We start from the raw sequence: 12,940 nt of genomic DNA on the forward strand, positions 1-12,940 counted from the left end.
GTGAGGCCGATGCCGACCATCCAGGCTTTCTGCACTTCCTGCGGGCGGTTCAGGCGCTTGAGGTTCTGCGCGATCACCCAACTGCCGGCCACGGGTGTGCCGAAGAAGGTGGCGATGCCGGCGGCGGCCAGGCGGTAGAGCGGCTCGCCGGTGGCGACGCCGGGGCCGTCCTGCAGTGCGGCGGCGGGTGTCTGGAAAGGATTGTCCTGCGGTGCTGTGGTCATGTTTTCACTCCGTCGAAAACAGCCCCGGACGCACGAGGCGTCCGGGGCAAAGGGACTTACAGGTTAGCTTAAGGCTTACGCGGCTTTCGCGTGGCCCAGCGTCACGGCGCGGTTCAGCGCGCTGAACAGCGCACGGAAGCTCGCGGTGGTGATGTTTTCATCGATGCCGATGCCGTGCAGCGAACGACCACCCTCGACACGCAGTTCGATGTAGGCGGCCGCGCGGGCATTGGTGCCGGCGCCGATGGCGTGCTCGTTGTAGTCCATGATCTCGACTTCCACCGGCAGCGAGGCGACCAGGGCCTCCAGGGTGCCTTTGCCCTTGCCGTGCCAGCGATGCTGCTCGCCCTTGTGGGTCACGTCGATATCGATGGCGCAGACGCCGTTCTCTTCCTGCAGGCGGTAGTTCTTCAGGCCGAACGGGGAAACGGCCTGCAGGTACTCGGTCTGCAGCAGGGTGTAGATCTGCTCGGCGGTCATTTCCAGGCCGAGACGGTCGGTCTCGTTCTGCACCACCTGGCTGAACTCGATCTGCATGCGACGCGGCAGGCTGATGCCGTATTCCTGTTCGAGCAGGAAGGTGATGCCGCCCTTGCCGGACTGGCTGTTCACACGGATCACCGCTTCGTAGCTGCGGCCGATGTCCGCCGGGTCGATCGGCAGGTACGGCACTTCCCACACGGCGTCTTCCTGCTGCTGGGCGAAGCCCTTGCGGATGGCGTCCTGGTGGGAGCCGGAGAAGGCGGTGTGGACCAGGTCGCCGACGTACGGGTGACGCGGGTGCACCGGGATCTGGTTGCACTCTTCCACCACCTTGCGCACGGCGTCGATGTCGGAGAAGTCCAGCTCGGGGTCGATGCCCTGGGTGTACATGTTCAGCGCCATGGTCACCAGGCAGAGGTTGCCGGTGCGCTCGCCGTTGCCGAACAGGCAGCCTTCGACGCGGTCGGCGCCGGCCATCAGGGCCAGTTCCGAGGCGGCTACGCCGGTGCCACGGTCGTTGTGGGTGTGCAGGCTCAGCAGCACGCTGTCGCGCTTGTTGATCTGGCGGCCGAACCACTCGATCTGGTCGGCGTAGTTGTTCGGGGTGGCGCACTCGACGGTGGCGGGCAGGTTGAGGATCAGGCGGTTCGCCGGGGTCGGCTGGAACACGTCGATCACCGCGTTGCACACCTCGACGGCGAAGTCGGTCTCGGTGGAGCTGAACACTTCCGGCGAGTACTCGAAGCCCCACTGGGTTTCCGGCGCGGCGTCGGCCAGGCGCTTGATGGTCTGGCCAGCGGCCACGGCGATGGCTTTGACGCCGGCCTTGTCCTGGTTGAAGACGATCTTGCGGAAGCTCGGTGCGCAGGCGTTGTAGTAGTGGACGATGGCCTTCTTCGCGCCCTTCAGGGACTCGAAGGTGCGCTCGATGAGGTCGTCGCGGGCCTGGGTCAGTACCTGGATGGTGACGTCATCAGGAATGTGGTCGTTCTCGATCAGCTCACGAACGAAGTCGAAGTCGGTCTGCGAGGCGGACGGGAAGCCCACTTCGATTTCCTTCAGGCCGACCTGCACCAGGCACTTGAAGAAGCGCATCTTCTTCTCGGCGTCCATCGGCTCGATCAGCGACTGGTTGCCGTCGCGCAGGTCGGTGGACAGCCAGATCGGCGCCTTGTCGATGATCTTGTCCGGCCAGGTGCGGTCGGGCAGGGTGATCTGGGTGAAGGCGCGGTATTTCTTCGACGGGTCTTTCAACATGCTCATGAGCGGAATCCTTGTTCTCTGCGGCCTGCGGGGCCTGCGCATAAAAATCTGAATGAGGCGAAACCGGGGGAGGGGGGGCTCAGCCACGCAGTCGCGGGCTGACCAGGCGCAGGCAGGCGTGTTGGCGAAGCAGAATGAGGGTGTGTGCGGTTTTCATGACTGCCAAGCTAATGGCCTGGGAGACCAATGGCAAGCATTTGAGGAAATTTGGTAGGAAAAGTCTTCCGCATGGCTTTTGAGATAGATAATTGTCGAAAATGGCGTATATCAGCAATTTATCCTGAAGCTTAGCGCTGTGCTTAACTGATTCTGCGTCTTCGTGCCGCAGCGGAGCTTTGTAACTCCGTGCGATCATTGCGCACCCGCCTCAGGCGGGGACCTTCCATCCGCAAGGACATTTCGTGATCCGTCGTACACGACAAGGCGTAGGCACCTGGCTGGCGTTGTTCGCCATGCTGATGATCTATGTCGGCCCGCTGGTCTCCCAGTCGATGCCGATGGATCACGCCATGCCCATGGATCACCTGATGCCGATGGAGCATGGCGCTGCCATGGACCACGGCAAGGCCATGTCCCACGACATGGCCGGCATGCAGGACATGCACTGCTCCGACGGCCAGCGCGCTGCGGACCAGCATGCCGCTACGGTTTCCCACGGCAAGCAGCCGCTCACCGCCGATGCCTTAATGGAGAAGTGCGGCTACTGCAGCCTGCTGATCCACAGCCCGCCGCTGACGCCGCCGCCGGTGGTGATCGACCACGGCCTGCCCGCCGTCGGCGCGCCCGTCGCGCAGTTCGTCTCTTCCGATGTTCCCGCCTCGCCGGTCTTCCCCGGCGCCCGCTCCCGCGCACCCCCGTTCCTGATCGGCTGACCCGCAATCCCGACTCCCCGACCCCGGCGTTGCTGCCTGCATTGGCCTGCGCGCCGTGTGAGTACGCGTGGAGCGGGCGTCATCACCGATCATGGAATTCATGGAATGACCCGCATGCCCCTGCGCCGTCGGCAAACTGCCGTCGGCCTGCGCGCCCTGTGCGCGCTGACCGCCCTTGGCGGTTTCACTGCCGTCCCGGTGCTGGCCGAGGAAGAAGATCACTCGGCGCACTCCACCAACGCGTCGGTCGCCGAACTGGCCCCCAGCGTCATCACCGCCGTGGCGCAGAGTTCGCCGCTGACCGTGGTTACCGACCCCAAGCAGCCGCGCCAGCCGATCCCCGCCAGCGACGGCGCCGATTACCTCAAGACCATCCCCGGCTTCTCCGCCATCCGTAACGGCGGCACCAACGGCGACCCGGTGCTGCGCGGCATGTTCGGTTCGCGCCTGAACATCCTCACCAATGGCAGCACCATGCTCGGCGCCTGCCCGGCACGGATGGATGCGCCCACCTCCTACATCTCCCCGGAAACCTACGACAAGCTCACCGTGGTGAAAGGCCCGGAGACGGTGATCTGGGGCCCCGGCGCCTCGGCCGGGACCATCCGTTTCGACCGTGAGCCGGAGCGCTTCGGCGAGCTGGGCATGCGCGTCAACGGCAGCCTCACCGCCGGCTCCAACGGCCGCTTCGACCGCGTGCTGGATGCCGCCGCCGGTGGCCCCGAGGGCTACCTGCGCTTCACCGGCAACAAGTCGCAGTCCGATGACTACGAGGATGGCGGCGGCAACACCGTGCCCTCGCGCTGGAACAAGTGGAACGGCGACGTGGCCGTGGGCTGGACGCCGGACGCCGACACCCTGGTCGAGCTCACCGCCGGCAAGGGCGATGGCGAGGCCCGCTACGCCGGGCGCGGCATGGACGGCTCGCAGTTCAAGCGCGAAAGCCTCGGCCTGCGCTTCGAGAAGTCCAACATCGGCGGCGTGCTCGACAAGCTGGAGGCGCAGGTCTACTACAACTACGCCGACCACGTGATGGACAACTACAGCCTGCGCACGCCTTCTGGCACCGGCATGATGGCCGGCCCGATGGCCGCCAACGTCGACCGCCGCACCCTCGGCGGACGCCTCGCCGCGACCTGGCGCTGGGACGACTTCAAGCTGATCACCGGGGTCGATGCGCAGACCAACGAACACCGCGAACGCAGCGGCATGGGGATCAACACCTATGACGAGCAGCCGTGGGACAAGGACGCCGTGTTCCACAACTACGGCGCCTTTGGCGAGCTGACCTGGTACGCCGCCGACCGCGACCGCGTGATCACCGGCGCGCGCCTGGACCGCGCCTCGGTCAAGGATTACCGGCAGAGCAGCGGCTCGGGGATGATGGCGATGCCCAACCCCACCGCCGACGACACCCGCGCCGACACCCTGCCCAGCGGCTTCGCCCGCTACGAGCACGACCTGGCCGACACGCCGACCACCCTCTACGTCGGCCTCGGCCACGTGCAGCGCTTCCCTGACTACTGGGAGTTGTTCTCCCCGGACAAGGGGCCGACCGGCTCGGTCAACGCCTTCGATAGCATCAAGCCGGAAAAGACCACCCAGCTGGACTTTGGCGCGCAGTACGAGGACGAGAAGCTCAAGGCCTGGGCCTCGGGCTACGTCGGGGTGATCCGCGACTACATCCTGTTCGACTACCAGACCGGCGGCATGATGGGCCGCACCTCCCAGGCGCGGAACGTCGATGCCCGCATCATGGGCGGCGAACTGGGCGCGGCCTACGCGCTGACCAGCAACTGGACCGCCGACGGCACCCTGGCCTACGCCTGGGGCAAGAACACCACCGACGACACTGCGCTGCCGCAGATGCCACCGCTGGAAGCGCGTTTCGGCTTGAGCTACGAGGAAGGTGACTGGAGCGCCGGCGGACTCTGGCGCGTGGTCGCGCACCAGGGCCGGATCGCCCAGGACCAGGGCAACGTGGTCGGCTACGACTTCGACGAAAGCCCCGGCTTCGCCGTGTTCTCGCTCAACGGCGCGTACAAGCTGAGCAAGAACCTCAAGGTCAGTACCGGCGTCGACAACCTGTTCGACAAGGACTACGCCGAGCACCTGAACCTGGCGGGTAACGCCGGTTTCGGCTACCCGGCCAACGATCCCGAATCGATCCACGAGCCAGGACGTACGTTCTGGACCAAAGTGGACTTCAGCTTCTAAGCCCGACCGGCCCCCGCCAGTCGGGGGCCTCCTTGCGTGAGGAGATCAACGAATGCAGCAGAAGACATTCGATTTCTACAACCTGGCCTGGCGCTGGCATTTCTATGCCGGGCTGTTCGTCGCACCGTTCATGATCCTGCTGTCGATCACCGGGATCATCTACCTGTTCAAGCCGCAGCTCGACCCGCTGATGTACAGCGATCTGCTGCAGGTGAAGCCGGGCGAGGTGCGGCTGTCCGCCGACGAGCAACTGATGCACCTGCATCACCAGAACCCGCAGTTGCAGGTCAGCCAGTACCTGCCGGCGCCGGCAGCCGACCGCAGCGCGCAGTTCGTTGCGCAGCTGGACGGGCGCGAGGTGAATGCCTTCGTCGATCCCTACAGCGGCAAGCTGCTCGGCCTGCAGGACGGCAAATCCAACCTGCAGGCGATGGCCCGCGCGCTGCACGGCGAGTTGATGATCGGCACCGTTGGTGACCGGCTTATCGAACTGGCCGCCGGCTGGGGCATCGTGCTGGTGGTTTCCGGCCTGTACCTGTGGTGGCCGCGCAAGCGTTCGCTGCGGGTGCTGCTGTGGCCGGACCTGTCGCGTCGTGGCCGTGCGCTGTGGCGCGAGGTGCACATGGTGGTGGGCTTCTGGGGCTCGCTGCTGATGCTGTTCATGCTGCTCACCGGCATGACCTGGACCGGCTTCTGGGGCAAGACCTTCGCCGACGTGTGGAACCGCTTCCCGGCGCCCATGTGGAATGAAGTGCCGAAGTCGGACCTGGAGGCGCGCACGCTCAACGACGCGCACCGCCAGACCATCCCCTGGGCCATGGAAAACACCCCGATGCCGATGTCCGGCGGCGCCCACGCCGAGCACATGGCCCACGGTTCCGGAGGCATGGCTATGCCGCAGATCAGCCTGCAGCAGGTGGTCGATACGGCGGACAAGGCCGGCGTGACGCCGGGCTACGCCGTCGCCCTGCCCAAGGGCGAGCAGGGCGTGTTCACCGTCTCGGTGTTCGCCGACGATTCGCGCAACGACGCCACCCTGCACATCGACCAGTACACCGGCAAGGTGCTCGCCGACGTGCGCTGGAAGGACTACGGGCTGGTGGCCAAGGGCGTCGAGTCCGGCGTGATGCTGCACGAAGGCAAGATGTTCGGCCTGTTCAACCAGCTGCTCATGCTGGGCGTCTGCCTGCTGGTGATGCTCAGCGCAGTCAGCGGCCTGTGGATCTGGTGGAAGCGCCGCCCGCAGGGTCGCCTCGGCGTGCCGCCGATGCCCCATGCGCTGCCGGTGTGGAAGGGCGGGGTGGCGATCATGGTCATCCTCGGTGTCGCCTTTCCGCTGGTGGGCGCGTCGCTATTGCTAGTACTGGCCCTGGACTGGGTGGTGCTGTCGCGGATCAAGCCGCGCAGCCCGGCCCTGGGTTGATCTGTGCGCTGTTTTACCCTGACGCCTGCCGCGAGGCAGGCTATGCTGCGGCGCGATCGTTGCGTCCGCGGCCCGCTGGATTCCCGCCGCTGCGGCGGACCTGATCACAAGCCAACTGGAGTCACGAACATGCGTAAAACCCTGCTCGCTTTCGCTGTCCTGCTGGGCTTCTCCGGCGCCGCCATGGCCCACGAGTACGAGGCCGGCAACCTGCACATCGACCACCCCTGGTCGCTGCTGCTGCCGGCCAACTCGGTGAATGGTGCCGCCTACTTCATCGTGCAGAACCACGGCAAGGAGGCGGACCGCCTGCTCGGTGCTGACACCGACCGCGCCGCCAGCGCCGAGGTGCACCAGCACATCGAGAAGGACGGCATGATGAAGATGGTGAAGGTCGAGGGTGTGGACATCCCCGCCGGCGGCAAGATCGTCTTCGCGCCCGGCCAGTACCACCTGATGCTGTTCGGCCTGAAGAAGCCGCTCACTGACGGCGAGCGCTTCCCGCTGACCCTGCACTTCCAGAAGGCCGGCGACGTGAAGGTCGAGGTCGCGGTGCAGAAGGAAGCACCGAAAGGCACCGACATGGGTCACGACATGCACGGCATGCAGATGAACTGATGAGCGACCGGCTCCTGCGCCCGCTGGTGTGGGCGCAAGACGGCGAGTGGCTGCTGAGTTTCGACGGCAGCTACTCGAGCGACTCGATCCTGCGGATCGAGAGCGCCGCCGACGGTTTCATCCTGCGCGAGGAGCGTCTGACCGAGCCGCAGACCAAGCGCTATCCCTTCGCCGACCTGAAGGATGACGTCACGGCGGCCGACTGGACCGCCGTGGTCGTCGACGAGGAGGGCGAGCGCCTGGGCTTCGCCATCGCCCGCTACGAAATCTGGAATCGCCGCGCGGTGCTGGACGACCTGTTCGTCCTCGCTGACGCGCGCGGCCAGGGCGTCGGCCGGCAACTCCTGGAAGGCTGCCTGGACTGGGCCCGGAGCACTGAGGCGCGCCACCTGTGGCTGGAGACCCAGAACCTCAACCTGCCGGCAGTGGGTTTCTACCGCTCCCGTGGCTTCGCCCTCAGCGGGCTATCCACCGACCTCTACGACCCGGCGCAGGTGCTGCCCGGGGAGATGGCGCTGTTCTTCAGCTACCCGCTGGCCTGAGGGCCAGGCGCGTCTGCCGCGCCGCGAGGATCAGCGCGAAGCCGATGCAGTAGGCCAGCACGTCCAGCCAGTCCGGCGTGGCGCCGAGCACGATGCGCAGTGCGCGGTTGCCGATCTGCCAGTGGAAGGTCGCGGCGAGGTACTGGCCGAATTCGATGAGCAACCCGCAGCTCAGAGCCGCAGCGGCCAGCCAGTGCGCCGGTGCATCGATAGCTGCGCGCAGCAGGCAATACAGCCAGATGACCGCCAGCACGTCGCCGCCGAAGCCGCGCAGCCAGCCGAGGTTCGCTCCGGCCGTGGCCAGCCAGACCAGTACGGCGAACCAGAGCAGCGCGAAGAGCGCGCTGCGACCATCGAAACGAAGTTGCATCAGGGCTTGAACGCACCGATGAAGATCGCCGGATCGACGCGGGCGTCGTTCAGGCTGACGTTCCAGTGCATGTGCGGCCCGGTGGCACGGCCGGTGGCGCCGACACGGCCAACCACGCCGCCGCGCGAGACTTCATCGCCGACCTTCACGTCGATCTTCGACATGTGGCAGAACATGCTGATGAAGCCCTGGCCGTGATCGACGAACACGGTGTTGCCGTTGAAGAAGTAGTTGCCGATGAGGATGACCTTGCCGGCGGCCGGCGACTTGATCGGGGTACCGGCGGGTACGGCGAAGTCCAGCCCGGAGTGCGGATTGCGCTCCTCGCCGTTGAAGAAGCGGCGCAGGCCGAAGGGGCTGGAGAGCGGGCCGTTGACCGGCTTGTCCAGCACCAGGTTGCTCGGTGTGCCGGCGCTGAAGCTGCGGTAGGCGGCGGTCTGCTCGGCCAGTTCGCGGTTGATGCGCTTGAGGTCCTCGGGCAGCGGATTCACCTGGCGGGTGTTCTTCAGGGTGATGTGCTGCTCCTTGTAGTGCTTGCTGCCCACGTTGAAGCCAAGGTTGCGGCTGGCGCCGGCCTGCTTCACGACGATCTGCTGGCTGCCGGCCTTGGCGGTCAGCGGGATGCCGACGACGGCGATCCAGTCGCGGCCTTTCTCGCGCACCACCAGCACCGGTTTGCCCTGGTAGGTGGCGGTGGGCACGGCGGCGTCCTGGCCCAGTTGCACGACGGCAACGCCGCCGGGCACCGGCTTGTTCAGCGTGCGGCTGATGAAGCCTTCGGCGTGGGCGGTCAGGGTGAACAGGGCGGTGACGAGCAGGCAGGAAATTCGAAGCATGGCGCTATCCGTGGACGTGTCGGCGGATGAAGCGGGCAGTCTACACGGGCCTTTCGGTCGGGCGGGGCGATTTCGTCGAAAGCAGAACACCTTGGCGGGTTGCTCTTCGTAGGAGCGAGCTCGCTCGCGAACCAGGCTTCGCAGCGGGGCTGTTCGCGAGCAAGCTCGCTCCTACAAAAGGGGGGCGCTCTCGCTGCGAGCTATCAGACGTCGTAGGAGCGGACTCCGTCCGCGATCGACTTCCGGCGGCTCCGAGCTGGCCGGTTGGACATCGCGGACGGAGTCCGCTCCTACAAGAGCAAACAGCTACCGGCGCAGGCCTTCGAGCTGCTGGCGCCACAGTTGTTCCAGCGCTAGCACCTGCGCCGGACCATAGATGGCGTGGGGCTTGCCCAGGTGCGCGGCCCACAGCTGGTCACCGTAGTCGTAGTGCCACCACTCGCTGGAGAGGTTGCTGAAACCCGCCGCCAGCATGGCGTTGAACAGCATCCGCCGATTGTCGCGCACGCGCCGCTGGGCCTCGTCGGGCTGGGCGATCTGTTCGTAGTGGCGGGTGTAGGATCGCGGCGTCGCCTCGTCGAACAGGCTGCCCATGTCCAGCCAGCGGCCTTCGCTGTCGCACAGGGTCAGGTCGATTGCGCCGCCGGTGAGGTGCGGGCTGGGGGATTCGGCGCGGGTGCTGGGTGGCGCGACGAATTCACGGGTGCGCCGGGTCAGCTCGCGCGGATCGGCGTCCGGCTCGTGCTGTCGGAGGATGTCGTAGAGCGTGTCGTACAGGTGCTGCTGCACCGCGAAGGGCCGCCAGGCATCGAGGATCACCAGGCGGATGCCATCGGGCAGCAGGCTCGCGGCGTGCAGGAGGCGCTCGAAGACTTCGGTGCGCGCATAGCACTCCGGCTGCGCGTTCGGCACGCCCAGGCGGTGATACGCCGGCCACACCGCGAAGGCGGTGGCGATGCCCAGCGCCTGCAGCGGCTGGTCGCATTCGACGATGGGTACGCGGAAGGCTTCGGCCCAGTCGGGATCGGGTTGCGGGAGGATCGGCGCGAGCAGGTCGGTCATCGGCAATCAGTCCAGCAGGGAAAGGGTGACAGGCGCCTGGTGGTTGTCCTCCACCCGCACTTCCAGCTCGCCGTCGCCCAGCCTGGCCTTGAGGCGCTGGCCGTTCTTGGTTTGCGCGGCGCTGCGGATGGCCTGGCCCTTGTCGTCCAGCAGGATGCTGTAGCCACGGCCGAGGGTCGCCAGCGGGCTGACGATGTGCAGCGTCTGCATCAGGCTGCCTAAGCGCTGGCGCTGCTCGCGGAGGATCGCCTGAGTAGCACGTGGCAGCCGCGCGCTGAGGTTTTCCAGGCGCTGGCGCAGCAGGGCCAGGTTGCGGCCAGGGTGTTGTGCGGCGAGGCGGGTGTCCAGCCGGGCGACGCGTTCCTGGCGAATCTGCAGCTGGCGCTCGAAGGCGCGGCGCAGGCGCATGTCCAGGTCGTCCAGGCGCTGGGATTGCTGGCGCAGGCGTTCGCCGGGGTGACGCAGGCGTCGGGCGGTGCCTTCCAGGCGCAGGCGTTCGCGGGTCAGGCGATCCTGGATGCGCAGGATCAGCCGGCGGCGCAGGCTGTCCAGGCGCTGCTGCAGGTCGCCGCTGTGGGGCGCCAGCAGTTCGGCGGCGGCCGAGGGCGTGGGCGCGCGCACGTCGGCGACGAAATCGCTGATGGACACATCGGTCTCATGGCCTACTGCGCTGACGATGGGCGTCACGCAGGCGGCGATGGCACGGGCCACCGGTTCCTCGTTGAAGCACCAGAGGTCTTCCAGCGAGCCGCCGCCACGGGCCAGGATCAGCGCGTCGAAGCCCTGGGCGTCGGCCAGCTTCAGCGCGCGGACGATCTGCCCGATGGCCTCGCGGCCCTGCACGGCGGTGGGGATCAGGGTCAGCTCGATCTGCGGTGCGCGGCGGCGGAACACGCTGATGATGTCGCGGATCACCGCGCCGGTGGGCGAGCTGACGATGCCGATGCGCCGGGGATGGGCAGGCAGTACCTGCTTGCGCTCGGCGGCGAACAGACCCTCGGCGGCGAGCTTTTCCTTCAGGGCCTCGAAGGCCAGGCGCAGGGCACCGTCACCGGCCGGCTCGACGGTATCGGCGATCAGCTGGTAGTCGCCACGCCCCTCGAACAGCGAAACCTTGCCGCGCACCCGCACGGCGAGGCCGTCGCGCAGGGCCTGGCGCACGCGCAGGGCGTTCTGCCGGAACAGCGCGCAGCGCACCTGGGCGTTGCTGTCCTTGAGGGTGAAATACATGTGGCCGGACGCCGGGCGGGCGAGGTTGGAGATTTCGCCCTCGACCCAGACCTGCGGGAACACGTCCTCCAGCAGGTGGCGGGCGCGCTGGTTGAGCTGGCTGACGGTCAGAACCTCGCGGTCGAGGCCCAGCCGTTGGAAGGGATCTTTCTGCATGGCGAAGGATGATAAGCGCGCCTGCGGACCGGGGCCAGCGCACGAGGTTCATAAAGGCTGCATTCAGATCGTCCGGTTGCGTTGAGCCGAGGGGCCTAGCTGAGATATAATGCCGCGCTTCCATTTTTCCCGATCGGGAGCCCCCGCCATGCTGCGCATCAGCCAAGAAGCCCTCACTTTCGACGACGTCCTCCTGATTCCGGGTTATTCGGAAGTTCTACCCAAGGACGTGAGCCTGAAGACCCGCCTTACCCGAGGCATCGAGCTGAACATCCCGCTGGTGTCCGCCGCGATGGATACCGTGACCGAAGCCCGCCTGGCGATTGCCATGGCGCAGGAAGGCGGCATCGGCATCATCCACAAGAACATGAGCATCGAGCAGCAGGCCGCCGAGGTCCGCAAGGTCAAGAAGCACGAGACCGCCATCGTTCGCGACCCGGTCACCGTGACCCCGTCGACCAAGATCATCGAGCTGCTGCAGATCGCCCGCGAATACGGCTTCTCCGGCTTCCCGGTGGTGGAAGAGGGTGAGCTGGTCGGCATCGTCACCGGTCGCGACCTGCGCGTGAAGCCGAACGTCGGCGACAGCGTTTCCGCGATCATGACCCCCAAGGAAAAGCTGGTCACCGCCCGCGAAGGCACCGCCCTGGAAGAGATCAAGGCTGCCCTCTACGAAAACCGCATCGAGAAGATGCTGGTGGTCGACGAGAAATTCCGTCTGACCGGCCTGGTGACCTTCCGTGACATCGAGAAGGCCAAGACCTACCCGCTGGCTTCCAAGGACGACGAAGGCCGCCTGCGCGTCGGCGCAGCTGTCGGCACTGGCGCCGACACCGGCGAGCGTGTTGCCGCCCTGGTCGCCGCTGGCGTTGACGTAGTCGTCGTCGATACCGCCCACGGCCACTCCAAAGGCGTGATCGACCGCGTGCGCTGGGTGAAGGAAACCTTCCCGCAGGTACAGGTCATCGGCGGCAACATCGCCACCGGCGAAGCCGCCAAGGCACTGGCTGACGCTGGCGCCGACGCCGTGAAAGTCGGCATCGGCCCGGGCTCCATCTGCACCACCCGTATCGTCGCTGGCGTCGGCGTGCCGCAGATTTCCGCCATCGCCAACGTCGCCGCGGCCCTGGAAGGCACCGGTGTTCCGCTGATCGCCGACGGCGGCATCCGCTTCTCCGGCGACCTGGCCAAGGCCATGGTGGCTGGCGCCTACTGCGTGATGATGGGTTCGATGTTCGCCGGTACCGAAGAGGCTCCGGGCGAGATCGAGCTGTTCCAGGGTCGCTCCTACAAGTCCTACCGTGGCATGGGCTCGCTGGGCGCCATGGCCGGCTCCACCGGTTCCTCCGACCGCTACTTCCAGGACGCCTCCGCTGGCGCCGAGAAGCTGGTACCCGAAGGCATCGAAGGCCGCGTGCCCTATAAGGGCCAGCTGACTGCCATCGTCCACCAGCTGATGGGTGGCCTGCGCGCCGCCATGGGCTACACCGGCAGCGGCGATATCCAGGACATGCGCACCAAGCCGCAGTTCGTGCGCATCACCGGCGCCGGCATGGCCGAGTCCCACGTCCACGATGTACAGATCACCAAGGAAGCCCCGAACTACCGCGTAGGTTGAGGGTTCTCCGGTAAATGAGTCGGACA

Annotated in this window: 11 protein-coding genes and 1 pseudogene; 6 read left to right on the top strand and 6 right to left on the bottom strand. The window is 66.6% G+C overall.

Annotated elements, in window-relative coordinates; genetic code table 11:
* Positions 1–224, bottom strand: a pseudogene (locus tag QO207_RS17545) (hypothetical protein); the annotation flags it as partial.
* Positions 225–299: 75 nt separating this feature from the next.
* Positions 300–1,970, bottom strand: a complete 1,671-nt coding sequence (gene leuA / locus QO207_RS17550; protein ID WP_301533607.1) for a 2-isopropylmalate synthase — start codon at positions 1,968–1,970, stop codon at positions 300–302.
* A gap of 401 nt (positions 1,971–2,371) precedes the next feature.
* On the opposite strand from leuA, the gene QO207_RS17555 reads away from it, so the two are divergent.
* The 5 genes from QO207_RS17555 to QO207_RS17575 all read left to right on the top strand — a co-directional run bounded on the left by QO207_RS17555 (position 2,372) and on the right by QO207_RS17575 (position 7,642).
* The gene (locus QO207_RS17555; protein ID WP_301533608.1) at positions 2,372–2,842 is read left to right on the top strand and encodes a DUF2946 domain-containing protein; all 471 of its coding nucleotides are present in this window, start codon (positions 2,372–2,374) and stop codon (positions 2,840–2,842) included.
* 105 nt (positions 2,843–2,947) lie between these two features.
* On the top strand, positions 2,948–5,059 hold the full coding sequence (locus QO207_RS17560; RefSeq protein WP_301533609.1) for a TonB-dependent copper receptor: 2,112 nt from the start codon (positions 2,948–2,950) through the stop codon (positions 5,057–5,059).
* A 52-nt stretch (positions 5,060–5,111) separates the two neighbouring features.
* Entirely contained in the window at positions 5,112–6,482 is a 1,371-nt protein-coding gene (locus tag QO207_RS17565; protein ID WP_301533610.1) for a PepSY domain-containing protein, read from the top strand.
* 129 nt (positions 6,483–6,611) lie between these two features.
* Entirely contained in the window at positions 6,612–7,100 is a 489-nt protein-coding gene (locus QO207_RS17570; RefSeq protein WP_301533611.1) for a copper chaperone PCu(A)C, read from the top strand.
* Positions 7,100–7,642: an N-acetyltransferase gene (locus QO207_RS17575; protein WP_301533612.1), complete on the top strand. Its 543-nt coding sequence runs from the start codon at positions 7,100–7,102 to the stop codon at positions 7,640–7,642. Before QO207_RS17570 ends, QO207_RS17575 begins: the two co-directional genes overlap by 1 nt.
* On the opposite strand, the gene QO207_RS17580 is transcribed toward QO207_RS17575, so the two are convergent.
* The 4 genes from QO207_RS17580 to xseA all read right to left on the bottom strand — a co-directional run bounded on the left by QO207_RS17580 (position 7,623) and on the right by xseA (position 11,296).
* The gene (locus tag QO207_RS17580; protein WP_301533613.1) at positions 7,623–8,012 is read right to left on the bottom strand and encodes a DUF2809 domain-containing protein; all 390 of its coding nucleotides are present in this window, start codon (positions 8,010–8,012) and stop codon (positions 7,623–7,625) included. The genes QO207_RS17575 and QO207_RS17580 overlap by 20 nt on opposite strands.
* Positions 8,012–8,848 (bottom strand): M23 family metallopeptidase, encoded by an 837-nt coding sequence (locus QO207_RS17585; protein ID WP_301533614.1) that lies wholly within the window; start codon positions 8,846–8,848, stop codon positions 8,012–8,014. The genes QO207_RS17580 and QO207_RS17585 overlap by 1 nt, the downstream gene beginning before the upstream one ends.
* 306 nt (positions 8,849–9,154) lie before the next feature.
* Positions 9,155–9,910: a M15 family metallopeptidase gene (locus tag QO207_RS17590; protein ID WP_301533615.1), complete on the bottom strand. Its 756-nt coding sequence runs from the start codon at positions 9,908–9,910 to the stop codon at positions 9,155–9,157.
* Between the two features lie 6 nt (positions 9,911–9,916).
* Positions 9,917–11,296 (bottom strand): exodeoxyribonuclease VII large subunit, encoded by a 1,380-nt coding sequence (gene xseA, locus QO207_RS17595; RefSeq protein WP_301533616.1) that lies wholly within the window; start codon positions 11,294–11,296, stop codon positions 9,917–9,919.
* Positions 11,297–11,444: 148 nt separating this feature from the next.
* On the opposite strand from xseA, the gene guaB reads away from it, so the two are divergent.
* A complete protein-coding gene (gene guaB, locus QO207_RS17600) occupies positions 11,445–12,914 on the top strand; it encodes an IMP dehydrogenase (RefSeq protein ID WP_301533617.1) in 1,470 nt (489 codons plus the stop codon).
* The last annotated feature ends 26 nt before the right edge of the window (positions 12,915–12,940 follow it).

This window comes from Pseudomonas sp. CAN1 (assembly GCF_030462585.1).
Lineage (GTDB): Bacteria > Pseudomonadota > Gammaproteobacteria > Pseudomonadales > Pseudomonadaceae > Pseudomonas.